Below are 23513 nucleotides of genomic sequence, written 5' to 3'. Positions count from 1 at the left end.
CTGATAGCATCGAAGAATGACAGGAGGCAGCATGTTTTCCGGCCAGACCCTGCTGACCCGGCTGATCTGGATGGCGCTCGGGCTGATCGCGCTCGATGCGCTGGTCACGCGGGAATGGTCGCTGGCCTTCATCGCGCTGGCCACGCTGGCGCTGTCGATGGCCCCCGTGGTGGTGGCGAGATGGGCCGAGATCGACGTGCCGCCCAGTTTCCTGACCGCCATCGTGATATTTGTCGGGGCCACGCTTTTCGCCGGGGAAGTGCTCGATTTCTACGAGCGGTTCTGGTGGTGGGATATCGCGATGCATGCAGGCTCGGCCATCGGGTTCGGGCTGATCGGCTTTGTTCTGGTCTTCATGATGTTTCAGGGCGACCGCTACGCCGCGCCGCCCTGGGCGGTGGCGTTCTTTGCCTTTTGTTTCGGGCTGTCCATCGGCACGCTGTGGGAGATCTTCGAATTCGCCATGGATCAGAGTTTCGGCATGAACATGCAGAAATCCGGGCTGATGGACACGATGGGCGACCTGATCATCGACATGATCGGGGCGGGATTGGGGGCCGCGTCGGGCTTTGCCTATCTCAAGGGGCGCGCCTATGGCGGATTCACCGGCGTGATCGACGAATTCATCCGCCGCAATCCGCGCCTCTTCCGGCGGTTGCGCGACAAGTGATCAGGTGCCGCAGAACGTGGCGTGGACCACCTCTGCAGGGTCGGGGGGGCGCGTGAGATCTGCGGCGTCGGGCTGATCTTCAAATGGGTTTGCCAGCACCGACAAGAGCCGCTCGAAAGGCGCGTAATCGCCCGAGACCGCCGCGTCGATCATCTGCTCCACCCGATGGTTGCGCGGGATGACGGAGGGGTTGGCGGCGCGCATCACCGTCTCGGGGTCGTGTTCCCGTGCGATTCGCGCGTGCCAGGCTTCGGCCCATGTGTCGAAGGCGTCGCGATCAAGGAACTGATCGCGCGCGGTGCCGTCGAGAAGACCCCGGAACGTATTGGTGAAATCGGCGCGCCCTTCGGCCATGCGCGTCAGCAGGTCGGCGATAAGGGCGGCGTCCTCGGTGCTGGCATTCTCGATCCCGATTTTGCGGCCAAAGCTGCGCCGCCACTCGGTTTCGATCCGGTCGGGCATGGCATGGACAAGGGCGGTGAATTCCTCGATCGCGGCATCTTGGTCGGGCATCAAGGGCACGAGGGCGGTCGCAAACTGCGCCATGTTCCAGACGATCACATGCGGCTGGTTGTCATAGGCGTAACGCCCATGCGCGTCGATGGAACTGAATACCTGTTGCGGGTGATAGGTGTCCATAAAGGCGCAGGGGCCGTAGTCGATCGTCTCTCCGGAAATCGCGGTGTTGTCGGTGTTCATCACGCCGTGGATGAAGCCCACCGACAGCCAGCCCGCCACCAGCTTGGCCTGCCGCCGGATCACCTCGGCCAGCAGGTGGGCGGGGCCCTCGATCTGCGGGTAATGGCGGGTGACGGTGTAGTCATAGAGCGCGCGCAGCCCTTCGATATCGCGGCGCGCGGCGAAATACTGGAACGTGCCGACGCGCAGATGGCTGGCGGCGACGCGGGTCAGCACCGCGCCGGGCATGCCGCCGGTCTCGCGGTAGACCGGCTCTCCGGTCTCGACGGCGGCGAGGGCGCGGGTGGTGGGCAGGCCGAGGGCGTGCATCGCCTCGGACACCACGTATTCGCGCAGCACCGGCCCGAGCCAGGCGCGCCCGTCGCCCATCCGGCTGTAGGGCGTGGGGCCAGAGCCCTTGAGCTGAATGTCGCGGCGGTGGCCTGCACGGTCCACCACCTCGCCCAGCAGGAGCGCGCGACCGTCGCCCAGTTGCGGTGAGAACCCGCCGAACTGATGGCCCGCATAGACCTGCGCCAGCGGGTCCGAGCCGGGTGGCACTGCGTTGCCCGCGAAGACCTGTGCCAGCGTGGCCTCATCGGCCACGTCGATGCCCAGATCACCGGCAAGCGCTGCATTGAAGCGGATCAGGCGCGGTGCGCGCACGGGCACCGCCGTCTGCCGGGTGTAGAACCGCGCGGGCAGGGCGGCATAGCTGTTATCGAAAGGTATCTGCAGCGTCATACTGTCATACATAGTTGCGTCTGCGCCAAACGCAAACGTCGACGTGACCGGTTTTACAAGCGGCCGGGCCCCGCCGATGCGGAGCCCGGTCGTTTTTTAAACTTGTGCACCCATGGGCAGGCTGCGCCGCCGCGTGCCGGTGGCGGCGAAGAGCGCATTGGCAAGCGCAGGTGCCACCGGTGGCACGCCCGGCTCTCCGACGCCGGTGGCGTGGACCGAGAACGGATGTTCGACGATATGGGTGACGACGTTGCGCGGGTAGTTGTCAGAGCGCACCACGTCGTAATCGTAGAAATTCGACTGCACCACCGCGCCGTTTTCATAGGTGATGCGCGAATGCAGCGCCAGCGTCATGCCCATCACCGCAGCCCCCTGCATCTGGCTTTCGATACGCTCGGGATTGGCGGCAAAGCCGCAGTCGATCGCAAGGTGCATCTCGGGGACGGTGATGCGGCCGTCGACCAGTTTTACCCGTGCCGCACAGCCGACATAGGAGACGAAGCTGCGATGCACCGCGAGGCCGATGCCTTCGCCCTCGGGCAGGTCCTGACCATAGCCGATTCCGTCTGCCGCGCGGTTGAGAACCTCGGCCAGTCGCCCGGTTTCGATGGGGAACTCCTGCATCGGCTCGCCATAGTTCCAGAAGTCTTCCGGCAGGCCGTCGGCCTTGGGGTCCATTACGCGCGGTGCGCCGATCAGGTCCAGCCACATCTGCCGCTGATCTCTGCCCAGCTCATGCGCCAACTCGCCCACGAAAGAGCCCACGGCCCAGGCATGCGGCACGTTCGAGACAGAGCGGAACCAGCCGATCCGCGTATGCGCCATGGCCTTGCCGCTTTCACAGCGGATATTGGCGATGTCAAACGGCAGGTCGGTCATTCCCATGCCCTGTTCGAGCGGCATCGGCAGGCCGTCGTCGGGGGCAAAGGTGCTCTTGATCGACGGGGCGACCGAGCGGTGCCGCCAGCCGGTCACCTGACCCGCGTCATCGAGCGCCACCTCGATCCGTTCGGCGGAGGTGGTGTGGTAGAACGAGTGGCGCACGTCGTCCTCGCGGGTCCATTGCACCCGCACCGGCGCGCCGACTTCGCGCGACAGAAGGGCTGCCTCGGTGACGTAATCGGCCTTGGATTTGCGACCAAAGCCGCCGCCCAGAAGGGTGACGTTCAGCCTGACCTGTTCGGGGTCCAGCCCGAGGGCCTTGGCGGTGTCGAGCCGCGCGGTATAGGGGCTTTGCACCGGGGCCCAGATTTCGAGCGCGTCGCCGGTGTAATGCGCCACCGCCGCCGGCGGCTCCATCGGGATATGGGCCATGTGGGCCTGGGTATAGGTCTGCCCGAAGGTCCGGGCGGCCTTGGCAAAGGCATCCTCGATGTCGCCCTTGTCGCGGGCCACGCTGCCCGGCTTTTCGGCCGTCGCCTTCATCTCTTCCATGAACTGGGCCGAGCTGTAGTCGCCATGCGGCCCGGCCTCCCATTCGATCTCAAGTGCGTCGCGGCCCTTGGTGGCGGCCCAGGTGTTGTCGGCGACCACGGCGATGCCCCCGAGCGGCGCGAATTTCTGCGCCAGTCCGCCATAGGGCAGTTCATGCACGGCGACCACGCCGGGCACCTCGAGCGCCTTGGTGGCGTCAAAGGATTTTGCCTTGCCGCCGACCACGGGCGGGCGGGCGATGAGGGCGGTCTTCATCCCCTCAAGCATCACGTCGGCCCCGTAGATGGCGGCGCCGGTGGTGATGTCGCGCAGGTCGGTGATCTGGACCTCGCCCTTGCCCATGTAGCGAAATTCCGCATCGGTCTTGTAGGCGATCTCTTCATGGGAGGGCACGGGCTGCGCCATGGCCGTCTCGGCCAGCTCGCCAAAGCCGAGGGTCCGGCCATCGGGCGCTTTGACCTGATGCATCTCGACTGTCACATCGGCGGGGTCGATACCCCAGCCGTCGGCCGCGGCACGGGCCAGCATGGTGCGCACCGCGCCGCCCATCCGGCGCGCGGCCTGAATGTGATGGCGCATCGAGCGCGAGCCGTCGGTGTCCTGATTGCCGTATTTCGGCTCGTCGCCGGGGGCCTGAACGATGGTGACACGGGCCCAGTCGGCCTCCATCTCGTCGGCGATGACCATCGGGATCGAGCTGCGTATGCCGGTGCCCATTTCCGAGCGGTGCGCGACCAGAGTGACCGTGCCATCGCTGTCGATCGACACGAAGACCAGCGGGTCATTGACGATGCCGCGCGGCATCGCCGCCGCCCCGGTCTTGTAGGTCTCGAACGCCTCGGCGCGTCCGCCGTAAGCGGCCAGCGTGAAGGCCCCGGCAATGCCCAGAAAACCGCGGCGCGACAGCTTGCTGAGATGCACGTCTGTCGCGGTGTCATCGGTCGTGGTTTCAAGATATTTCAGCATGGTTCAGCTCCCCGTGCTTGCGAGACGAACGGCCGCGACGATCCGCTGGTAACAGCCGCAGCGGCAGACATTGTTCGACATCGCGCTCAGGATTTCGTCATCGGTGGGTTTCGGGTTCTCGGCCAGAAGCGACGCAGCCTGCATGATCTGACCGGCCTGGCAGAAGCCGCATTGCGGCACGTTCAACTCGCGCCAGGCGGCCTGAAGCCGGTGGTCCCCCGATGGATCAAGGCCCTCGATGCTGGTCACCTCGCGGCCCTCGGCATCGCCGACCGTGACCTGGCAGGAGCGTTCGGCCTTGCCGTCGACATGGACGGTGCAGGCACCGCAGAGGCCCACGCCGCAGCCGTATTTCGTGCCGGTCGCCCCGGCGAGATCCCGGATCGCCCACAGGAGCGGCATCGAGGGGTCGTCGCCGACCTCGGTTTCGGTTCCGTTGAGTATGATTTTTACCATGGTTGAAATCCCTTCGCTGAGTCACGTTCGGCTCTGGCTTTGAGGTGCCACCCGGGCAGGGGCTGCGGTCGTGCAGGTCCGGCCAGCGACCGATGCACGTCTTGAACTTAATAATGGCAGTGTGCGCCTTGTCGCTCAACGCGCAAGGGTTGTGCGGAAATCGGGTATTTGCGTCGGTGAAACAGGCAAGAACCCGCGCAGCTCATGCGCGTGCAGGACCGGTCGCGGTCAGTCGAAGATGCGGGTCATCAACATGTAGTCGTCGCGCGGCGCAAAGCGCAGACGTTCATAGAACGCCTGAGCGGAGGTGTTGTCGCGCCGCACTTCGAGATGCAGTGCCCGCAATCCCGCCCCGGCCAGCGCCTTGGGCAGGTTGCTGAGCACTTCCGAGCCGATGCCGCGCCCGCGCACCGCGCGACGGATGTAGATTTCATCGACGAAGCCGTCCATTCCGGCGAACTCCATCGACCAGCCAAAGCTGAGGATGACATAGCCGATGGGCGCGCGTGCTGGGCCGATCAGGTAGGCCACGCCATGCGGGCTGCCCGCAAGCAGCGGGTTCAGCGCGGCGCGGCGGGTGGTGTCGTCCTGCGCGATGCCGGTCTCGTCGTGAAAGGCTGCGACAAGGCCTGCCAGCCGCTCCAGGTCGTCAGGACGGGCCAGGGTGAGTGCGGTCATAGCGTGGCCAGCCTTTCTGTCAGCAGGTCGAAGAACCCGCCCGGGTCGATATCATGTAGCACCGTTGCGTTGGGTGTGCGACCGGTGACGCCCCACCAGTCCATCACGGTCATGCCAAGCGTCAGGTCCGATTGCGTCTCGACCGTCACGTTGACGGCGCGGGAGGCGAAAAGATCGGGGCGCAGGAGCCAGGCGATGGTGCAGGGATCGTGCAGGGGGCCGCCCTCGGCGCCGTAGCGGGCGGGGTTGTAACGCTCGAAAAAGCCGGTGAGATCGGCCACGGCGCGGCCCACGGGAGTGCCGAGGGCACGCAGTGCTTCGTTGCGGGAGGGCGTCACCAGCGCCTTGTGGGTGACGTCGAGGGGCGCCATCACCAAGGGCACGCCTGCGCGCAGCACGATATCGGCGGCGGTCGGGTCGACATGGATGTTGAACTCGGCCACCGGTGTCACGTTTCCAAGAGCCGAATGGGCGCCGCCCATCAGGACGATCTCTCGCACCCGCCCGACGACGTCGGGGGCCCGGGTGAAGGCGGTGGCGAGATTGGTGAGCGGCCCGAGGGCGACCAGCGTCACCGTGCCGGGCGCGGCGCTGCGCAGCGTGTCGATCAGGAAATCGACGGCATGGGCCGGGTGCAGGGGCATCCGGGGCGCGGGCAGATCGGGGCCGTCAAGGCCGCTCTGGCCGTGCACATGTTCGGCGGTGACCAGATCGCGGCCGATGGGGCGGTCACAGCCCGCGCAGACCGGCAGATCGGACCGCCCGGCCAGTTCGCAGATCATCCGGGCGTTGCGCGCGGTCAGCGCCAGCGGCACGTTGCCGGCGACACAAGTCAGGCCCAGCACCTCGATTTCGTCCGAGGCGGCCAGCGCCAGCAGGATCGCCACGGCGTCATCCTGTCCGGGATCGGTGTCGATGATGATCTGCCTGCGCGCCACGTGTCGTCCCTTTTGCGGTTGCGCGGACCATGCGTCCGGCGGGCGGCAATGTCCACCACTTCGCCGGTGCTGTCGGCATGGCCTTGCCAGCTGCGAATCATCTCAGGCGTGCCGCGCGGCAGCACCGTGCCGCGCTGCGGCACCGGGGCCGCAAAGCCGCATTCCGGTGCAAAACCTGTCGGGTACGGGAATTATTTCATAGTTATCCGGCTCTTGGCCCCGGCTTTCTGTTTGGGTTTCGCGTCATTCTGGATATAGTCGCCTGCAACTGCCAAGCACTCAAAAGAATGGCCGGGGGAGACCACCGATGATCCGATCGGAACTGATTCAGAAAATCGCCGACGAGAACCCGCATCTCTATCAGCGCGATGTCGAGCGTATCGTAAACACCATCTTCAGCGAGATCACCGATGCGCTGGCCAGCGGCAACCGGGTCGAGCTGCGCGGCTTTGGTGCGTTCTCGGTGAAAAAGCGCGACGCGCGGATCGGTCGCAATCCGCGCACCGGCGAAAGCGTGCATGTTGACGAGAAATTCGTGCCCTTCTTCAAGACCGGCAAGCTGTTGCGTGACCGGCTCAACGGAAAGTGACCCATGCGCTATATTCGCTACGCCTCCATCGCTGTTTTCGCGCTTGCCCTCGTGCTCATCGCACTGGCCAATCGCGGGATTGTCAGCCTGCGGGTGCTGCCCGATGAGCTGGCAGGCTTTGCCGCCCTCAACCCGACCTATGACATGCCGCTCTTCGTGGTGATCTTCGGCGGAATTCTGGCAGGGCTGATCGTGGGCTTCATCTGGGAATGGATCCGCGAGGCGGGGGAGCGTGCCGCCGCCGCAAGGCAGGCGCGTGAACTGGCCAGCCTGCGCGCCGAGGTCAAGCGTTTGAAGGGCGAGAAGCACAAGGACAAGGACGAGGTTCTGGCGCTTCTGGATCAGGCAAGCTAAACCCGCGCCCATGAGCACCGATATTCGCGTCAAGATCTGCGGTCTGACCGCTGCCGCCGACGTGGCCGCCGCCGTGGCGGCGGGTGCTGCCTATGTGGGATTCGTGTTCTTCGAGAAATCGCCGCGTCATGTGGCGGTGGATACGGCGCGTACGCTGGCGCTCGACGTGCCGCCGGGCGTGGCCAAGGTGGCGCTGACGGTCGATGCCGACAACGCGGCGCTCGATGCGCTGACGGGTCGCGTGCCGCTCGATTTCCTGCAATTGCATGGTGAGGAATCCCCCGCCCGGGTGGCCGAGATCAAGGCGCGCTACGGCCTGCCGGTGATGAAGGCCATCGGCGTGGCCGAGGCGGCGGACCTGGCGCAGATTGACGTCTATGCCGGGGTAGCAGATCAGTTGCTGATCGACGCCAAGCCGCCACCGGGGGCGACGCGCCCGGGCGGCAATGCGCTGGCCTTCGACTGGCGCCTGATCGAGGGGCGCGACTGGCCGCTACCGTGGCTGCTGGCGGGCGGGCTGACGCCCGGCAACGTGGCGCAGGCGGTGGCGCGCACCGGGGCGCGGCAACTGGATGTATCCTCGGGGGTGGAGCGTGCGCCCGGCGTCAAGGACGCCAAGCTGATCCGGACCTTCATAGATAACGCGCGCGGATTAACCGACGCTTAACCATGATCGGGTCTGATCATGGTCATGACATGGCCGCCCGATCACCTGAACCCCGAGACATGGCTCGCGCAGTTCCTCGACTCGCCCGAGGCGCGGCGCGGCGGCGTCGTGAAACGCCAGATCCGCGATGTCGAGCGCATCGCAGGGCGCGACCTGTTCCTGCATGAGGTCGAGCGGCGCGGATTTCAGGTGGTCGAGAACGGGCGGCACTTTGTCGTGTTCTGCAATTCCAGGCCCTTGCGCCGGGTGCAGGGGCCAAGGGATTTGCAAATCCCTTGGCCAAGCCGCTTGCAAGCGGCTTGGAAGGCGGTTTCGAAACCGCGTTGAAAGGCGTTTGCAAACGCCTTTCCCTTGCCCTCGCCGTGTGCTCGCACTAGGACGTGCGGAAGCAAACAAGGGGCGTATCTCATGGCCAACGATCTATTCAACTCCTTCATGACCGGCCCCGACGAGAAAGGCCGGTTCGGCGATTTCGGCGGGCGGTTCGTGTCGGAAACCCTCATGCCGCTCATCCTCGAGTTGGAAGAGCAGTACGAGCATGCCAAGACCGATCAGAGCTTCTGGGACGAGATGCATGATCTGTGGACCCATTACGTGGGGCGGCCGTCGCCGCTCTATTATGCCGACCGGCTGACGCAGCATCTCGGTGGCGCCAAGATTTACCTCAAGCGCGACGAACTCAATCACACGGGCGCGCATAAGATCAACAACGTGCTGGGCCAGATCATCCTGGCGCGCCGTATGGGCAAGAGCCGGATCATCGCCGAGACGGGGGCCGGTCAGCACGGCGTCGCCACCGCCACGGTCTGCGCCAAGTTCGGGTTGCAATGCGTGGTCTACATGGGCGCGCATGATGTCGAGCGGCAGGCGCCCAATGTGTTCCGCATGCGTCTGCTCGGGGCCGAGGTGATCCCCGTCACCTCCGGGCGTGGTACGCTCAAGGATGCGATGAACGACGCGCTGCGCGACTGGGTGACCAATGTGCGCGACACGTTCTATTGCATCGGCACGGTGGCGGGTCCGCATCCCTATCCGGCGATGGTGCGCGATTTTCAGTCGATCATCGGCAAGGAGACGCGCGAACAGATGCAGGCCGCCGAGGGCCGCCTGCCTGACACGCTGGTCGCTGCCATCGGTGGCGGATCGAATGCCATGGGGCTGTTCTATCCCTTCCTTGACGACAAGGAGGTCAACATTATCGGGGTCGAGGCCGGGGGCCACGGTGTCGATGACCGGATGGAGCATTGCGCCTCATTGACCGGCGGGCGGCCCGGCGTGCTGCATGGCAACCGGACCTATCTCTTGCAGGACGATGACGGGCAGATCCTGGAGGGGCATTCGATCTCGGCGGGTCTCGATTATCCCGGCATCGGCCCCGAGCATAGCTGGCTGCACGAGACCAAGCGCGCGCAATATGTCTCGATCACGGACAAGGAGGCGCTTGAGGCGTTCCAGTTGAGCTGTGCAATGGAAGGGATCATTCCGGCCCTGGAGCCGAGCCATGCGCTCGCCCATGTTATGAAGATCGCCCCCGATCTTCCGCGCGATCACCTGCTGGTGATGAACATGTGCGGGCGTGGCGACAAGGATATTTTCACTGTCGCCAAGCATCTCGGCTTTGATATCGAGACTGGTGGCTGATCGGGGGTAAGGGCGGCGTGGGCCGCCCCTTGCCCCGGTGACCATCTGATTATGCCGGCGCGTGTTGTCGCAGCACATCCAGTGGCACGATGTCGAGCGCGCGCTGGTGCGTCGCGTCGAGCCGGACTTGTGGCGCGCAGCCCTCGTCATGGGCCTGCAGGAAACGCGCGGCGCACAGGCACCACTGATCGCCGGGTTTGAGCCCGACAAAGCCGAATTCGGGGCGCGGGGTGCTCAGGTCGTTGCCGACATATTTCGAATAGGCGAGGAATTCGGCGGTCATCAGGGCACAGACCGTGTGACTGCCGTGATCCTGCGTGCAGGTGTTGCAATGCCCGTCGCGAAAGAACCCGGTGACCGGGTCGCTGGAGCAGGCGGACAGCGTTCCGCCCAGCACATTGATCGATTTCTCCATCTCCATCGCGCGTTTCTCCCGTCTGTCAGTGTTCTTCGAGAACCGTCTCGAAGCCCTCAAATTGTGGCGGTCCCATCAACGCATCGCGCGTCGTCCGGTTACCCGCGTCCTTGTGCGCCGCGCGAAACGCCTCGGACTTGGTCCAGGCGTCAAAGGCGTCGCGGCTCTCCCAGATCACGTGGCTGGAATAGAGCCGGTGCCCCTCGCCCTCGGGCCCCTTGAGCAGGCGGAACTCGCGAAAGCCCGGAACCTCGGCAAGATGGCTCTCGCGCTCGGCCCACATGCGCTCAAACTCGGCCTCGTGGCCGGGTTTCACCTGAAAGCGGTTCATCGCGATGAATGTCATGTCGTGCCCTTCTATTTCCAGTGTCGCGTGAAAGGCTGGCTCGGTCCTGCAGGACCTTTTGGCTTGCGTCCTGACTATAGCGCCGTGGGCCCGCGCGGCAAGCGGATCAGAGCGCGGCGGCGATGCGGCGAAGCATGGCGATATTGCCGGTCTTGACACCCGGTTCGCGAAAGCCGCGATCGGCGGAGGTCACCACGATCACCGCGTCGCGCGCCCGATCGATATAGATGTATTGCCCGTAGATACCGTGGCCAAAGACCTCGCCGTCGCGCGCATCCTGCGGCATCCACCACTGGTAGCCGTATTTCAGTGCGCCCTCAGGCGTGGGAGCGCTCGGGGTTGTGGAGGCCCTGATCCAGTCCTCGGGCACCACCTGACGCCCCTGGTAGCGGCCCATCTGCTCGACCATCAGGCCAAAGCGCGCATAGTCGCGGGTTGTCAGGTTCAGACCGCCAAGCGCAAAGGCGACGCCCTCGCCATCGCTGAGGTAGTAGGGTTCGGCCTGAAAGCCCAAAGGCTGGATGATGTGCTCGGACAAAAGCCCCGGCAGGTCGCGCCCGGTCGCCCCGCGCAGCACCATGGCGAGCGCATGGGTGTCGATGGAGACATATTTCCAGCGTGTGCCGGGGTCTGCCGCGCGGGCCGTCAGGCCGGCCGCGAACCCGTCCATCGTGCCGCCAAGCGCCAGCACCCGGCCCATGCGGTTGATGTCGGAGTCGTAGTTCAGATAATCCTCGTCGAATTCCAGCCCGCTGGTCATCTGCAAAAGCTGGCGAATGGTGGTGCCGTCATAGGCGCTGCCCTGCAATTGCGGGGCGTAGCGCGTGACCGGATCATCGAGCGAGGCGATCTGTCCCTCGGCTAGTGCGATGCCGAAGAGCGCCGACAGGAAACTTTTGGCGACCGACCAGCTGATCCGCCGGTCTTCGGCCTGCGTGCCGTGCAGGTAGCGTTCATGCACGATCCGGCCGTCGTGCAGCACCAGAAGCGAGGTGACATTTCGCGCTTCGATCCATGTCGCCACGCCCTCGGGCAGGGACATCTCGGAGCCTTGGGGCAGGGGCGATACCGGCCCGTCGCCGCGCGGCACCGGCAGGGTCAGGAAGGCGCGCTCCATGTTGGAGAAATTCGCGACGATCCGGGTGTCGTCGAAGAGCGTGTTGACCGCCCAGAGCCGCGTGATCTCTTCGCGTTTCCACAGGCCGACAACCACCAGCGCAAGCACCAGCGCCAGCATAATCCGGATCGTCCATTTCACGATTGCGCGCATGTCGGATTCCTCCACCTTGCGCGAGCAGAGCCGATCGGAGGCCTGAAATCAAGCGTGACGCGGGGGCGTGACCAGCCTTAAACTATGGCAGACAGCATGGAAAATGCGGCTTGCACCGGCAGGGTGGTGAAAATGCTGCGAATGTGGCGGAAAGAGGCCTTGTGGAGCACGACCGGGGCGGGCATTCTGCGCGACATCTGTTGAAACGGGGCCCGGTCTGCCCCAAGTAAGACCCAAGCGAAACGGAGAGGGCCGGGGCTGCCGCGAAGCCGGGGCCGGTGTCCTCTTGCCACAAACAGGAAAACGAGCATGCAAGACCCACTCAACGCATCCTATCCCGTGCTGCCGCTGCGAGATATCGTGGTGTTTCCGCACATGATCGTGCCGCTTTTCGTGGGGCGCGACAAGTCGGTGCGCGCGCTGGAAGAGGTGATGCAGGACGATAAGCAGATCCTGCTGTCGAGCCAGATCGACCCCGCCGATGACGACCCCGCAGAGGGCGATATTTACCGCGTCGGCGTGCTGGCCAACGTGCTGCAACTGCTGAAACTGCCCGACGGCACCGTCAAGGTGCTGGTCGAGGGTGTGGCGCGGGTGCGCATCACCGAGTATCTGGAGAACGACGATTTCTTTGAGGCGCGCGCCGAATACATGAGCGAGACGCCCGGTGACGCGACCACCATCGAGGCGCTGTTGCGCAGCGTCGGCGACGAGTTTGCGCGCTACGCCAAGGTCAAGAAGAACATTCCCGACGAGGCGTTGGCCGCTGTGACGGATTCCGACGAGGCGGCAAAACTGGCCGATCTGGTGGCCGGGCATCTGGGCATCGACGTGGAGCGCAAGCAGGAACTGCTGGAGACGCTGAGCGTGAGCGAGCGGCTGGAGAAGGTTTACGGCCTGATGCAGGGCGAAATGAGCGTCTTGCAGGTCGAGAAGAAGATCAAGACCCGCGTCAAGAGCCAGATGGAGCGGACGCAGCGCGAGTATTACCTGAATGAGCAGATGAAGGCCATTCAGAAGGAACTGGGCGATGGCGAGGACGGCGAAGGCGAGATTGCCGAGCTGGAAGAGCGTATCGCCAACACCAAGCTGAGCAAGGAGGCCAAGGACAAGGCCGAGGCCGAGCTCAAGAAGCTCAAGAACATGAGCCCGATGAGTGCCGAGGCCACCGTGGTGCGCAACTACCTCGACTGGATGCTGGGCATTCCGTGGGGCGTGAAGAGCCGCGTCAAGAAAGACCTGCACAAGGCGCAGGACATTCTCGACGCCGATCACTACGGGCTGGAAAAGGTCAAGGAGCGCATCGTCGAATATCTGGCGGTGCAGCAACGCAGCAAAAAGCTGAAAGGCCCCATCATGTGCCTTGTCGGCCCGCCGGGCGTGGGCAAGACGAGCCTTGGCAAGAGCGTGGCGCGGTCGACCGGGCGCGAGTTCATCCGCATCTCCTTGGGTGGCGTGCGCGACGAGAGCGAGATACGCGGTCACCGCCGGACCTATATCGGCTCGATGCCGGGCAAGATCATTCAGGCGTTGAAGAAGGCCAAGACCACCAATCCGCTCATCCTGCTCGATGAGATCGACAAGATGGGGCAGGATTTCCGGGGTGATCCGGCGAGCGCGATGCTGGAGGTTCTGGACCCGGAGCAGAACTCGACTTTCGTCGATCACTATCTGGAGGTGGAATACGACCTCTCGAACGTGATGTTCCTGACCACGGCCAACAGCTATAACATGCCCGGGCCGCTCCTTGACCGGATGGAGATCATTCCGCTGGCAGGCTATACCGAGGATGAAAAGCGCGAGATTGCCAAGCAGCACCTGCTGGACAAGCAGATCAAGAACAACGGCCTCAAGAAGGGCGAGTTCGAGCTGACCGACGCGGCGCTGACCGACATTGTCCGCTATTACACCCGCGAGGCGGGGGTGCGGAACCTCGAACGCGAGATCGCGAAGATCGCGCGCAAGGCGGTGACGCGCATCATCAAGGGCGAGGACAAGGCGATCACCGTGACGTCCGAGAACCTTGCCGATTTCCTGGGCGTGCGGAAATACAAGTTCGGCCTCGCCGAAGAGAGCGATCAGGTCGGTGTGGTGACCGGGCTGGCCTACACCTCGGTGGGGGGCGAACTCTTGAGTATCGAGGCGCTGCGCCTGCCGGGCAAGGGCCGTATGAAGACCACCGGCACGCTCGGCGACGTGATGAAGGAGTCGATTGATGCGGCGTCTTCCTATGTCCGCTCGGTCGCGCCCGAAATCGGGGTGAAACCGCCGAAATTCGAGAAGTGGGACATCCACGTGCACGTGCCCGAAGGGGCGACACCCAAGGACGGGCCCTCGGCCGGTCTGGCGATGGTGACCTCGATCGTGTCGGTGCTGACGGGCATCCCGGTGCGCAAGGATATCGCCATGACCGGCGAGGTCACGCTGCGCGGCAATGCGCTGCCCATCGGCGGGCTCAAGGAGAAACTGCTCGCGGCGCTGCGGGGCGGCATCAAGACGGTGCTTATCCCGCGCGACAACGAGAAGGACCTGACCGAGATACCCGACAATGTGAAGGAGGGGCTCGATATCATCCCCGTCGATCACGTGCGCGATGTGTTGAAGCTGGCGCTGATCCGCACGCCCGAGGCGGTGGACTGGGACGAGGAGGCCGAAGAGGCCGCCGCCGCCGAGGCCGCGCTCAAACCTGGCAACGAGGGCCGGGGGGCAGTTGCCCACTAAGAAAGTTGAAAATGCCCCGGAGATGATCCGGGGCATTTTTTTCATGGAGTATCGGTATGAGTGAAGAGCGGGTTTTTCCGGTACGGCGTCGGTTGGTGCTGTGGATAGCCTGGTTCTTTCTGGTGCTGACGCCGCTTTACATCGCGATCTCCATCGCTGAAGGGCCGCCCTTTGAGCGCAAGATCCTGTTTGTGTCCATCATTGGTCTGACGACCGGATTCCTCAATCTGAAAGCCGTTCGCAACGTGCGCGAAATCCGCATCGACGACGAGCGGATGCTGTTCCTGCCGGTCGGAGCGGAGTTGCGTTTTGCCGATATCGAGGGGATGGAGGTGCCAAGCTGGATGGACCGGCATGACACGCCGCCGCGGTCTCTGGGCGGACTGCGGCTGAGGATGGCCAGGAAAGAGCGCCGCATCGTTTTGGGGGCGTTCTCTCACTGGGACGAGGTGGGCAGTCTGTATCTCTATGGCTGCGACAGCGATGCGATCCTTGACATACTGGATCGCCGCGTGCCCCGGGTCTGAGCCACGTCTGTCGGTACCGGGTTCACGGTGCGGGTCAAACCCGCGCCGTGAGGGGATCAGTCGATCAGGGCCGGTGTCACGTCGATCAGACTGTAATCGACGGCGAGAAAGCCGCTTTCGTGGCGGCTTATGGCCTCCGGGCGCAGGCGGACGACATCCTGCGCCATGGCCCCGCGCATACGTTGGGGATGGCCCTTGTAGCGAAATTCATAGATGCCGAAGCCCTGCGCCGAGGTGCCGACGCGTTTTATGTCGGTCTTGGCCCGTTCATCGCTGACCGCTACAACCGGATACGCCCCGCCTCCATGCGAAATGGTCAACGCGGCGATGAACACGATCGCGAGCAGCGCGAACACGACGCCCTCTGGTCCGGCGCTGCTGCCGGGTCCGCCTTGGGTCGAGAGTGTGGCGGCGCGTATCTGCTTGGCGCTCATCTTGGCATTTTCGGTTGCGTGTGCCGTCCCGGTGAGGACAAGCGACGCGGCGAGTGTTGCCGCATAAATCTTCTTTCTCATGACATCCCCCGTTCTGAAATTACGCTCGTGCAGGTGGATTAGTGAATAAATGAGACGAAAACGAAAGTTGCGCAAACTGCACGAATGCCGACATATCGTAACACAACATGGCGTTTGAATAAAGTTTTAGCGAGTTGCAACCTAAGCGTGAAAGGCCGAGGCGAACCGGGATGCTACAAAAAGAAATCGCCGCGCCCTTTGCGGGCGCGGCGTTGTCCGAAGGACCGGGATAGTTGCGTGATCAGTTCAACGCGCCTGCGGCGGTCAGAATGACAAGAACCGCGTAAAGCGTGAAAAAGGCAATGTCCTGATTTTGCACCGACGACGATGTGGCCTCGGCTGCGACGATCTCGGGTGACACGACTGGATCTGACATACCGGCCGCTGTCGCAGGGGGCGCGAGCAGGGCAAGTGCGAATGCGTGTTTCATTGTTGACCCTTTACATTAGTAAACAGAAAGATACCAATCTTTGTATCTTAGTCAACTCAGGCTGGCAATGCGGGCGGCTTCACGCTAGCCTCTCGGGACAATGCAAGCAAAAATGCAACTGAGCAACCGAGGCATATCATGGCGACCACGACCACGACCACGTCCAAGACGAGCAGGAGCAAGACCAGCAGCAAGACGACGCGCGGCACGGCCAAGCCGACGACCCGCGCTGCCGCGACCGACACGGCCCCGAAAGCGGCCCCCGAGGAGCCGGTGCAGGGGGTGACGCCGGTGGTGGTGACGGACACCCCGATCGAGAGCGCCGGGCCGGAGATGAAAAAGCAGGAGTTGCTCGACAAGGTTGTGTCGCGATCCGACACCCGCAAGAAATTCGCCAAACCGGTGGTCGAGGCGATGCTGGAAATCTTGGGCGAGACGCTGGCCGAGGGGCGTGAGCTGAACCTGCCGCCACTTGGCAAGGTCAAGCTCAATCGCACCAAGGAAGGCGCGCGCGCCCGGGTGATCGTGGCCAAGATCCGGCAGTCGAAACAAGGCGGGAATATCCTGCCCGCAGATGACGACGCAGAGAATGGCAGCGACGTGAAAGATGAGGTTGCAGACCGCGCGGAGTGACGCTAAAAGCCGCCGCACGGGTGATTAGCTCAGTGGTAGAGCGCTTCGTTCACATCGAAGATGTCAGGAGTTCGAATCTCTTATCACCCACCATTTTTCCATCTTGCCGTGGCGTGACAGATGTGAAACGGGCGCTTCCCTCACGGGTTGAGCGCCCGGGTTTCGTTCAGGCCGATGGGGCCGGGGTGTGGCGCTGGCGCGGGTGGGGGCGGAAGCGGCGGAACCAGGCTTCGAGCGTGCGAAAGCTGATCTCGGCGATCAGGACCGACAGCAGGCTGTAGGCGGCGAGCGACACCCAGTCATGCGCGATCCCGGCAAGGCCAAGCGCGCGGTTGGTGATGTCGAGCGCGATCAGGTGATAAAGGTAGATGCCGTAGCTGACCGCGCCCACGCGGGCGATCAGGGGCTGGCGCAGGACGCTGAGCCCGGCATTGTCCTCGCGCAGGACGAGGGCGGCGAGGGTCGCGGTCATCAACGTGTGGATGAGCAGGTTGGGCCAGCCGCGGATCTCGAATGGGGTGAAGTGAATGGCGAGGGCGAGCAGGGCAAAGCCCGCCAGCGCCGTCCAGCGCCCGCCGAGCACGCGGGCGGCCAGCGCATGACCGCGCGGGTGGTCGAGTGCCAAGGCCAGCAGCGCCCCCATGATGATCGGAGCATAGGTCGCATTGGGCAGTTTCAGGGTGAGGGGGCCAATCTGTGGTGCGGTGAGGCCAAAAACCCCCATGCTGCCCAGCACGTTCGCCGCCACCACGATCAGCGCAAGCCAGACCAGCGGGCGGCGGTTGAGCAAGAGCATCAGCAGCGGCCAGATTACGTAATACTGTTCTTCGACCGAGAGCGACCATGTGATCGAAAGCGTGGGGATATGGTCGGTGAGGAAGTTCGACAGGAAGAGGTAGTAGAACGGCACGAGGTTGGCGAGGTCTGAGCGCCCTTTAATGCCGACATAGTAGACCGAGACCGCCGTGACCACGAACATGTAGACCGGCAGGATGCGCAGGGCGCGGCGGATATAGAAATCGCGGAGCGAGAATTGCCCGTAATCGCGCGCCTCGCGCAAGAGCAGCGTGGTGATAAGGAAGCCGCTGAGCACGAAGAAGAAATCGACGCCGAGAAAGCCGCGTGAGAGGATCTGTATCTGGTGCAGGTCGCCGGGGGTGGCGTGATGCCAGAGCACCATAGAGATGCAGACGAAGCGCAGCCCGTCGAGATTGGCGAAATGGCGACGCTCCTGGTATCCGCGAAATTCCAAATGACTCGTCCCGCGTCCCTGCGCCCCCGAGGCCAGACCCTACTGCGGCAGCGTGGACCGATCAAGCGCGGCAGCGGCCTTGCGCGGGAAACAATGCTGCAATGCGGCAGAAACAGGTTGGCTTTTGGCCCCGGTGCGGCTAAAGCCTGCGGCCAATCGACTGGACTGCGGGTGCAACTCCTGCGGTGGCTCTTCCGGCCGCTTATCCGCCGGATCATTGGAACCTGCACAGACGCGCAATCGGGCCGGGATCGGCTGGCCGGATGAGGGACGGATTTCACATGATTTCACTCGATGCCTATCGGGCACAATGGTTTGGCAATATCCGGGGCGATGTGCTCTCGGGTCTGGTGGTGGCGCTGGCGCTCATCCCCGAGGCGATTGCCTTTTCGATCATCGCGGGCGTGGACCCCAAGGTGGGGCTTTATGCCAGTTTCTCGATCGCGGTAATCACCGCGATCACCGGCGGGCGGCCCGGCATGATCTCGGCGGCCACCGCCGCGACGGCGGTGCTGATGGTGACGCTGGTGAAGGATCACGGGCTGGAATACCTGCTGGCGGCGACGGTGCTGGCGGGGCTTATCCAGATCGGCATGGGCGTGCTGCGGCTGGGGTTTGTGATGCGCTACGTGTCGAAATCGGTGATGACCGGGTTCGTCAACGCGCTCGCCATCCTGATCTTCATGGCGCAACTGCCGGAGCTTGATCCGCGCCACGTGCCATGGATTACCTATCTGCTGGTGGCGGCGGGGCTGGGGATCATCTATCTTTTCCCGCTGCTGACCAAGGCGGTGCCCTCGCCACTGGTGACGATCGTCGTGCTGACGGTGCTGGCGTTTGTGCTTGGCCTTGATGTGCGCACGGTTGGCGATATGGGCGATCTGCCCGACACGCTGCCGGTGTTTCTGATCCCCGACATTCCGCTGAGTTTCGAGACGCTGATGATCATCCTGCCCTATTCTGTGGCAGTGGCGGTCGTGGGCCTGCTCGAAAGCCTGATGACGCAGAACATCGTGGATGATCTGACCGACACCAAGTCGAACCGGTCTCAGGAGATGGTCGGGCAGGGGATTGCCAATACCGCGACCGGTTTCATCGGTGGTATGGCGGGCTGCGCGATGATCGGGCAGTCGATCATCAACGTCAAATCCGGCGGGCGCGGGCGGCTGTCGTCCTTTGTGGCGGGTCTGTTTCTGCTGATCCTCGTGGTGGGGCTGGGCGATGTGGTGAGCATGATCCCGATGGCGGCACTTGTGGCGATCATGATCATGGTGTCGGTCGGAACGTTTTCCTGGTCGTCGATCAAGAACCTGCGTGAGCATCCGCGCTCGTCCTCGATCGTGATGATCGCGACGGTGGTCACGGTGGTCTATACCCATAACCTCGCCATCGGGGTGCTGTTCGGGGTGCTGTTGTCGGGCATCTTCTTTGCCGGCAAGATCGCGCAGCTGTTCCGGGTCACGAGCGAGGCGTCGAAAGATGGCCGCGTGCGCACCTACCGGGTCGAGGGGCAATTGTTCTACGGATCGGTCGAGGACTTCATGAATGCATTTGATTTCAAGGAGGCGCTGGATAAGGTCGTGATCGACGTGAGCGGCGCGCATATCTGGGATATCTCCTCGGTGCAGGCGCTCGACATGGCGGTGCTGAAATTCCGCCGTGACGGCGCGGATGTGGAGATCAGGGGCATGAACGAGGCCTCGGAGACAATTGTCGACAAGCTGGCGATTCACGACAAGCCGGGTGCCATCGACACCCTGATGTCGCATTGATGGAGGGAATGAGCATGACGCAGAAGGTCATCGCACTGGTGGATGGGTCGGTTTATTCGGCCTCGGTCTGCGATCACGCCGCATGGATTGCGCAGCGCACCGACGCGCCGGTCGAGTTGCTACATGTGCTGGGGCGGCGCGAAGGGGCCGAACAGGCGGATTTGTCGGGCTCGATCAAGCTGGGCGCACGGTCGGCGCTGCTGGAGGAACTGGCAGCACTCGATGAGCAGCGCGCCAAACTGGTGGCGCATCGCGGGCGCGCGATCTTGGAGGATGCGCGCGCGATTCTGGAAAAGGCCGAGGTCAACGAGATCACCACGCGGCTGCGCCACGGCGACATCGTCGAGACGGTGGCCGAGGTCGAGAAAGACGCGCGTGTCATCCTGATCGGCAAGCGTGGCGAGGCCGCCGATTTCGCCAAGGGCCATCTGGGATCGAACCTGGAGCGGATCGTGCGCGCGAGCCACAAGCCCGTCTTCGTGGCCGCCCGCGCGTTCCGGCCCATCGAAAAGGTGCTGGTGGCCTATGACGGCGGCACCTCGGCGATGAAGGCGGTGGATCACATCGCGCGCAGCCCGCTTTTCGCCGGGCTCAAGGTGCATGTGGTGACGGTGGGCCATGCCACGCCCGAGGTGAAGAAGGCGCTGGAGGATGCGAGGGCGCTGTTGCAGGCGGCGGGCATCGAGGCCGAAACCGGGGTCATCGCGGGCCAGCCCGAGACGGCGCTTGGCAAGCTGGTCGAAGAGGCCGATTTTGACATGGTGGTGATGGGGGCCTATGGTCACAGCCGCATCCGCAGCCTGATCATCGGCTCGACCACAACCGAGATGGTGCGCTCGTGCAAGGTGCCGGTGGTGCTGATGCGCTGAGGGTGGGACGCAAGTACGCCTTGATTCCGCGCGGGGCGTGAAAGTCGACTGTCCGTTCCAAGCCCCCCCCAATCCGGCCTGACCGTCAGCGCCCCACTATTTCGAAATGCGCCTCGGTGGGCACGCAGGCCGCGCCGTTGATCGGCAGGATATCCTGCGGGCAGGCCGACATGGCGACGATGCAATCCATCACCGCGCGCAGCACGACATGATCACCCGGCTTGCTGAGCGGTTCGCCCCAGCTGGTGCGTCCGTCGGCATCCACGGGAATGTTCATCCACAGGTTCAGCGGGCTGGGGGTCTCGGGGGACGTCAGGCCAAGCTGGCGCAGGGCGGCGTGCAGGTTGTCGGTGCAGTTGTCGTGATACTCGGTGCAGCCCAGAAGGCCGTAGCGGTAATCGTCGCAGGCCGCGATCAGCGTGTCGTGGCGACCGGGCGAGGTGTCTTCCTCGAACATCAGGATCGGGCGGCGGCGATTGCTGACGAGCGCATCGCCCGCCGTGGGAAAGATGCGGCCAAGGGTGGGCCGGATATGCTCCATCGACATGAATTCACCCATGTCGTCGGCGCTGAACGCCCATGTGTCCACGACCTGCGCGCCATGCGTGTTGATGATGCGAATGGCCTCGCCCGCGCCGAGCCGCGTGGCGGTGCCGCGTCGGGCCGGGATGCTGTGCTGCGCGTGGGTCATGCGGATGGTCTCCGTGCAATGCGTGATGCGCGCAGGCTAGCAGGATCGCGGCTACAGCCAAGCGTGATTTGATCGGCGGCGCCGAAAGCCTCTTGCGCAGGAACGGAGCCTTGGCTATCACGCGCCGCACGGGTGATTAGCTCAGTTGGTAGAGCGCTTCGTTTACACCGAAGATGTCGGGAGTTCGAGTCTCTCATCACCCACCAGTCTTATCATCACGATTGCCTTGGGTCGGAGGCGGGTGTTTCCAGTGGCCTGACACGGAAAGCTGTCATATCCTGGCCCGGCAAGACCGTTGATTGCGGGTGCGGTATTCGCGTATCCAAGACATCTCAGCGCATGACCGACCCCGAAAGGCCGCCATCGTGACCATTCCCCAAATGCTGATTTTCTCGATCCTAGCGATCACCATGGGGCTGTTTCTGTGGGGCCGCCTTCGGCATGACGTCATAGCCCTCGCGGCATTGCTGGCGAGCGTGATCGCGGGGCTGGTGCCGACGGACGCGGCGTTTGCCGGGTTCGGCCATCCGGCGGTGATCACCGTGGCCTGCGTGCTGATCCTCAGTCAGGGGTTGCAGAACACCGGCGCTGTGGACTGGCTGGCGCGCAGCGTGCTGCCGCGCGAGGCGGGGCGGCTGACCGGCATGCTGGCACTGATGGGGCTGGGGGCCGTGCTGTCGGGATTCATGAACAACGTGGGCGCGATGGCGCTCTTGATGCCGGTGGCGGTGCAGCTGTCGAACCGGCTTGACCTGACGCCGGGACAGGTGCTGATGCCGCTGGCCTTCGGCACCATCCTGGGCGGCATGACGACGCTGATCGGGACGCCGCCGAACCTGATCGTCTCGGGCTTTCGGAACGAGGCCGGGCTGGGGCATTTCGCGATCTTCGATTTTGCCCCGGTCGGGGCGGCGGTCGCGGTGGTCGGCGTAATTTTCGTCGTGTTTGTCGGCTGGCGGCTGGTGCCTGCGCGGCAATCCGCGGCTGGTGAGAGTTTCGACACCGGTGCCTATTTCACGGAACTGCGTGTGCCGGAGAAAAGCAAGGCCGTCGGTCTGACCCTGCGTGCCTTTGAGCGTGAGATCGAGGACAGTGACGCGCAAATCGTGGGCCTGGTGCGCAACGAGGTGCGGATCACCGCGCCGCATGGCGGGCGGCGCATTCGCGCCAATGACATTCTGATTCTGGAGGCCGATGTCGATACGCTGGCGGAGGCGTTGTCGGTGTTCGGGATCGAACTGGAAGAACGGACGGCCTCGTCCGAGGATAAGGACGCGGCAGAAGAGAAGACCGCGCAGTCCGAAAGTCCCGACGACACGGATGAGGGCGAGGATGAGGGCCCGGCGCGCAATGATGAAATCGTGTTGCGCGAACTGGCGATCCTGCCGGGATCGACCATTGTCGGCCGGTCCGCGAATGACATGAAACTGCGCACGCGGTACGCGATCAACCTGCTGGCCGTGTCGCGTGCCGGACGCGCGCCGCGCACCCGATTGCGCACGCTGGAGCTAAAATCAGGTGACCTGTTGCTGGTTCAGGGGGCCTCGGATGCGGTGTCGGGGTTTGTCAATGACACCGGCTGCGTGCCGCTGGGCGCGCGTGATCTGCGCATCCCCGACACGCGCATGGCGATCATCGCAGGCGCGATCATGGTGGGGGCAATCGGCATCGTGACCTTGGGGTTGCTGCCTGCCGCGGTCGCCTTTGCGCTCGGGGTGCTGGCCTCGATGGTTCTGCGAACGGTGCCGCTCAGGCAGGTCTATACCGCCATCGACTGGCCAGTGATCGTGCTGCTGGCGGCCCTGATCCCGGTTGCTGGCGCGATGCAGAGCACCGGGGCCGCCGACCTGCTGGCGCGGTTTCTGGTCGATACCATTGCGCAGGGCAATGCGGTGGTCGCCCTCGGTGTGGTGCTGATCACGACGATGTTCCTGTCGGACGTCATGAACAACGCCGCCACCGCCGCCGTACTGTGCCCCATCGCTCTGGGGATATCCGATACTTTGGGTGTCAATCCCGACACATTCCTGATGGCGGTTGCAATCGGGGCGTCCTGTGCGTTCCTGACGCCCATCGGGCACCAGAACAATACCCTGATCCTCGGGCCGGGCGGGTTCCGCTTTGGCGATTACTGGCGATTGGGGCTGCCACTGGAAGTGCTGGTCGTGGTGGTCAGCCTGCCGTTGCTGCTGGTGGTCTGGCCGTTGTGACACCGTGTCTGGCTGGCGGCGCGCGCGGCTGCGAAGGGGCGCGCCTG

24 protein-coding genes, 2 tRNA genes and 1 other annotated feature are annotated in these 23513 nt (G+C 64.0%); of the genes, 14 read left to right on the top strand and 12 right to left on the bottom strand.

The genetic code is table 11. The features are described from left to right. Window positions 1–16 precede the first annotated feature (16 nt). On the top strand, window positions 17–670 hold the full coding sequence (locus tag PVU19_RS10710; protein WP_235575777.1) for a DUF2238 domain-containing protein: 654 nt from the start codon (window positions 17–19) through the stop codon (window positions 668–670). On the opposite strand, the gene PVU19_RS10705 is transcribed toward PVU19_RS10710, so the two are convergent. The 5 genes from PVU19_RS10705 to PVU19_RS10685 form a co-directional block, all read right to left on the bottom strand. Then, complete coding sequence (locus tag PVU19_RS10705) at window positions 671–2092, bottom strand: protein adenylyltransferase SelO (RefSeq protein ID WP_050662561.1); 1422 nt, start codon at window positions 2090–2092, stop codon at window positions 671–673. Window positions 2093–2188: 96 nt separating this feature from the next. Continuing rightward, complete coding sequence (locus PVU19_RS10700) at window positions 2189–4492, bottom strand: xanthine dehydrogenase family protein molybdopterin-binding subunit (RefSeq protein ID WP_050662560.1); 2304 nt, start codon at window positions 4490–4492, stop codon at window positions 2189–2191. Between the two features lie 3 nt (window positions 4493–4495). Next, on the bottom strand, window positions 4496–4948 hold the full coding sequence (locus PVU19_RS10695) for a (2Fe-2S)-binding protein (RefSeq protein ID WP_050662559.1): 453 nt from the start codon (window positions 4946–4948) through the stop codon (window positions 4496–4498). A 228-nt stretch (window positions 4949–5176) separates the two neighbouring features. Next, on the bottom strand, window positions 5177–5626 hold the full coding sequence (locus PVU19_RS10690; RefSeq protein ID WP_050662558.1) for a GNAT family N-acetyltransferase: 450 nt from the start codon (window positions 5624–5626) through the stop codon (window positions 5177–5179). Then, window positions 5623–6564: a nucleoside hydrolase gene (locus PVU19_RS10685; RefSeq protein ID WP_050662557.1), complete on the bottom strand. Its 942-nt coding sequence runs from the start codon at window positions 6562–6564 to the stop codon at window positions 5623–5625. Before PVU19_RS10685 ends, PVU19_RS10690 begins: the two co-directional genes overlap by 4 nt. 307 nt (window positions 6565–6871) lie before the next feature. Between PVU19_RS10685 and ihfB the strand changes: the two genes are divergently transcribed. From ihfB to trpB, 5 genes are all read left to right on the top strand, one after another. Beyond that, complete coding sequence (ihfB, locus tag PVU19_RS10680; RefSeq protein ID WP_050662556.1) at window positions 6872–7153, top strand: integration host factor subunit beta; 282 nt, start codon at window positions 6872–6874, stop codon at window positions 7151–7153. Window positions 7154–7156: 3 nt separating this feature from the next. Next, window positions 7157–7507, top strand: coding sequence for a lipopolysaccharide assembly protein LapA domain-containing protein (locus PVU19_RS10675; protein ID WP_050662555.1), 351 nt, complete (start codon window positions 7157–7159; stop codon window positions 7505–7507). 10 nt (window positions 7508–7517) lie between these two features. Further along, window positions 7518–8174, top strand: a complete 657-nt coding sequence (locus PVU19_RS10670) for a phosphoribosylanthranilate isomerase (protein WP_050662554.1) — start codon at window positions 7518–7520, stop codon at window positions 8172–8174. A gap of 24 nt (window positions 8175–8198) precedes the next feature. Beyond that, window positions 8199–8501 carry an N-(5'-phosphoribosyl)anthranilate isomerase gene (locus tag PVU19_RS10665; RefSeq protein ID WP_235575775.1) on the top strand — a complete coding sequence of 101 codons (303 nt, stop codon included), beginning with the start codon at window positions 8199–8201 and terminating at the stop codon, window positions 8499–8501. An 81-nt stretch (window positions 8502–8582) separates the two neighbouring features. After that, the gene (gene trpB / locus PVU19_RS10660; RefSeq protein WP_050662553.1) at window positions 8583–9815 is read left to right on the top strand and encodes a tryptophan synthase subunit beta; all 1233 of its coding nucleotides are present in this window, start codon (window positions 8583–8585) and stop codon (window positions 9813–9815) included. Between the two features lie 49 nt (window positions 9816–9864). Here trpB and PVU19_RS10655 read toward each other — a convergent pair whose 3' ends face one another. From PVU19_RS10655 to PVU19_RS10645, 3 genes are all read right to left on the bottom strand, one after another. After that, a complete protein-coding gene (locus PVU19_RS10655) occupies window positions 9865–10236 on the bottom strand; it encodes a DUF2237 family protein (RefSeq protein ID WP_050662552.1) in 372 nt (123 codons plus the stop codon). 19 nt (window positions 10237–10255) lie between these two features. Beyond that, on the bottom strand, window positions 10256–10576 hold the full coding sequence (gene hmuQ, locus PVU19_RS10650) for a heme-degrading protein HmuQ (RefSeq protein ID WP_050662551.1): 321 nt from the start codon (window positions 10574–10576) through the stop codon (window positions 10256–10258). A gap of 106 nt (window positions 10577–10682) precedes the next feature. Next, the gene (locus PVU19_RS10645; protein WP_050662573.1) at window positions 10683–11846 is read right to left on the bottom strand and encodes a serine hydrolase domain-containing protein; all 1164 of its coding nucleotides are present in this window, start codon (window positions 11844–11846) and stop codon (window positions 10683–10685) included. A gap of 309 nt (window positions 11847–12155) precedes the next feature. Here PVU19_RS10645 and lon point away from each other — a divergent pair, with 309 nt between their 5' ends. Next, a complete protein-coding gene (gene lon / locus PVU19_RS10640; protein WP_050662549.1) occupies window positions 12156–14567 on the top strand; it encodes an endopeptidase La in 2412 nt (803 codons plus the stop codon). A 95-nt stretch (window positions 14568–14662) separates the two neighbouring features. Continuing rightward, the gene (locus tag PVU19_RS10635) at window positions 14663–15094 is read left to right on the top strand and encodes a hypothetical protein (RefSeq protein ID WP_274789754.1); all 432 of its coding nucleotides are present in this window, start codon (window positions 14663–14665) and stop codon (window positions 15092–15094) included. Between the two features lie 56 nt (window positions 15095–15150). Here PVU19_RS10635 and PVU19_RS10630 read toward each other — a convergent pair whose 3' ends face one another. Both PVU19_RS10630 and PVU19_RS10625 read right to left on the bottom strand, forming a co-directional pair. Next, on the bottom strand, window positions 15151–15609 hold the full coding sequence (locus PVU19_RS10630; RefSeq protein WP_050662547.1) for a tail fiber domain-containing protein: 459 nt from the start codon (window positions 15607–15609) through the stop codon (window positions 15151–15153). A gap of 241 nt (window positions 15610–15850) precedes the next feature. Beyond that, complete coding sequence (locus tag PVU19_RS10625) at window positions 15851–15985, bottom strand: hypothetical protein (RefSeq protein ID WP_268784943.1); 135 nt, start codon at window positions 15983–15985, stop codon at window positions 15851–15853. A 192-nt stretch (window positions 15986–16177) separates the two neighbouring features. Here PVU19_RS10625 and PVU19_RS10620 point away from each other — a divergent pair, with 192 nt between their 5' ends. Beyond that, on the top strand, window positions 16178–16672 hold the full coding sequence (locus PVU19_RS10620; protein ID WP_050662546.1) for an HU family DNA-binding protein: 495 nt from the start codon (window positions 16178–16180) through the stop codon (window positions 16670–16672). An 18-nt stretch (window positions 16673–16690) separates the two neighbouring features. Further along, window positions 16691–16765 (top strand) — tRNA-Val (locus PVU19_RS10615). Between the two features lie 73 nt (window positions 16766–16838). Here the strand turns inward: PVU19_RS10615 and PVU19_RS10610 are convergent. Beyond that, entirely contained in the window at window positions 16839–17924 is a 1086-nt protein-coding gene (locus PVU19_RS10610) for an acyltransferase family protein (protein ID WP_050662545.1), read from the bottom strand. Between the two features lie 159 nt (window positions 17925–18083). Next, window positions 18084–18143, top strand: a sequence feature (sul1 is cis-regulatory element that is thought to sense ions involved in sulfur or methionine metabolism; They are found in Alphaproteobacteria). Between the two features lie 62 nt (window positions 18144–18205). On the opposite strand from PVU19_RS10610, the gene PVU19_RS10605 reads away from it, so the two are divergent. Beyond that, complete coding sequence (locus PVU19_RS10605; protein WP_050662544.1) at window positions 18206–19696, top strand: SulP family inorganic anion transporter; 1491 nt, start codon at window positions 18206–18208, stop codon at window positions 19694–19696. Between the two features lie 14 nt (window positions 19697–19710). Beyond that, a complete protein-coding gene (locus PVU19_RS10600) occupies window positions 19711–20565 on the top strand; it encodes a universal stress protein (RefSeq protein WP_200901856.1) in 855 nt (284 codons plus the stop codon). Between the two features lie 85 nt (window positions 20566–20650). Here PVU19_RS10600 and PVU19_RS10595 read toward each other — a convergent pair whose 3' ends face one another. Next, window positions 20651–21256, bottom strand: a complete 606-nt coding sequence (locus tag PVU19_RS10595; protein ID WP_050662543.1) for a DUF1989 domain-containing protein — start codon at window positions 21254–21256, stop codon at window positions 20651–20653. A gap of 130 nt (window positions 21257–21386) precedes the next feature. Between PVU19_RS10595 and PVU19_RS10590 the strand changes: the two genes are divergently transcribed. Both PVU19_RS10590 and PVU19_RS10585 read left to right on the top strand, forming a co-directional pair. Next, a tRNA-Val gene (locus PVU19_RS10590) sits at window positions 21387–21462 on the top strand. Window positions 21463–21621: 159 nt separating this feature from the next. After that, window positions 21622–23466: an SLC13 family permease gene (locus tag PVU19_RS10585; protein ID WP_050662542.1), complete on the top strand. Its 1845-nt coding sequence runs from the start codon at window positions 21622–21624 to the stop codon at window positions 23464–23466. The last annotated feature ends 47 nt before the right edge of the window (window positions 23467–23513 follow it).

Origin of the sequence: Roseovarius tolerans (assembly GCF_028885395.1) — a bacterium.
Classification (GTDB): Bacteria; Pseudomonadota; Alphaproteobacteria; order Rhodobacterales; family Rhodobacteraceae; genus Roseovarius; species Roseovarius tolerans.
Note: the sequence above shows the minus strand (reverse complement) of the source record. Positions and strands in the feature narration are given on the sequence as shown.

What these genes read in the sequence shown, in the direction of transcription:
- PVU19_RS10670 (WP_050662554.1), top strand. Translation starts at nt 7,518, where the DNA reads ATGAGCACCGATATTCGCGTCAAGATCTGCGGTCTGACCGCTGCCGCC.
- PVU19_RS10705 (WP_050662561.1), bottom strand. Translation starts at nt 2,092, where the DNA reads ATGACGCTGCAGATACCTTTCGATAACAGCTATGCCGCCCTGCCCGCG.
- PVU19_RS10695 (WP_050662559.1), bottom strand. Translation starts at nt 4,948, where the DNA reads ATGGTAAAAATCATACTCAACGGAACCGAAACCGAGGTCGGCGACGAC.
- ihfB (WP_050662556.1), top strand. Translation starts at nt 6,872, where the DNA reads ATGATCCGATCGGAACTGATTCAGAAAATCGCCGACGAGAACCCGCAT.
- PVU19_RS10700 (WP_050662560.1), bottom strand. Translation starts at nt 4,492, where the DNA reads ATGCTGAAATATCTTGAAACCACGACCGATGACACCGCGACAGACGTG.
- PVU19_RS10630 (WP_050662547.1), bottom strand. Translation starts at nt 15,609, where the DNA reads ATGAGAAAGAAGATTTATGCGGCAACACTCGCCGCGTCGCTTGTCCTC.
- PVU19_RS10710 (WP_235575777.1), top strand. Translation starts at nt 17, where the DNA reads ATGACAGGAGGCAGCATGTTTTCCGGCCAGACCCTGCTGACCCGGCTG.
- lon (WP_050662549.1), top strand. Translation starts at nt 12,156, where the DNA reads ATGCAAGACCCACTCAACGCATCCTATCCCGTGCTGCCGCTGCGAGAT.
- PVU19_RS10595 (WP_050662543.1), bottom strand. Translation starts at nt 21,256, where the DNA reads ATGACCCACGCGCAGCACAGCATCCCGGCCCGACGCGGCACCGCCACG.
- PVU19_RS10675 (WP_050662555.1), top strand. Translation starts at nt 7,157, where the DNA reads ATGCGCTATATTCGCTACGCCTCCATCGCTGTTTTCGCGCTTGCCCTC.
- PVU19_RS10625 (WP_268784943.1), bottom strand. Translation starts at nt 15,985, where the DNA reads ATGTCAGATCCAGTCGTGTCACCCGAGATCGTCGCAGCCGAGGCCACA.
- PVU19_RS10665 (WP_235575775.1), top strand. Translation starts at nt 8,199, where the DNA reads ATGACATGGCCGCCCGATCACCTGAACCCCGAGACATGGCTCGCGCAG.
- trpB (WP_050662553.1), top strand. Translation starts at nt 8,583, where the DNA reads ATGGCCAACGATCTATTCAACTCCTTCATGACCGGCCCCGACGAGAAA.
- PVU19_RS10645 (WP_050662573.1), bottom strand. Translation starts at nt 11,846, where the DNA reads ATGCGCGCAATCGTGAAATGGACGATCCGGATTATGCTGGCGCTGGTG.
- PVU19_RS10690 (WP_050662558.1), bottom strand. Translation starts at nt 5,626, where the DNA reads ATGACCGCACTCACCCTGGCCCGTCCTGACGACCTGGAGCGGCTGGCA.
- PVU19_RS10600 (WP_200901856.1), top strand. Translation starts at nt 19,711, where the DNA reads ATGACGCAGAAGGTCATCGCACTGGTGGATGGGTCGGTTTATTCGGCC.
- PVU19_RS10620 (WP_050662546.1), top strand. Translation starts at nt 16,178, where the DNA reads ATGGCGACCACGACCACGACCACGTCCAAGACGAGCAGGAGCAAGACC.
- PVU19_RS10605 (WP_050662544.1), top strand. Translation starts at nt 18,206, where the DNA reads ATGATTTCACTCGATGCCTATCGGGCACAATGGTTTGGCAATATCCGG.
- PVU19_RS10655 (WP_050662552.1), bottom strand. Translation starts at nt 10,236, where the DNA reads ATGGAGATGGAGAAATCGATCAATGTGCTGGGCGGAACGCTGTCCGCC.
- hmuQ (WP_050662551.1), bottom strand. Translation starts at nt 10,576, where the DNA reads ATGACATTCATCGCGATGAACCGCTTTCAGGTGAAACCCGGCCACGAG.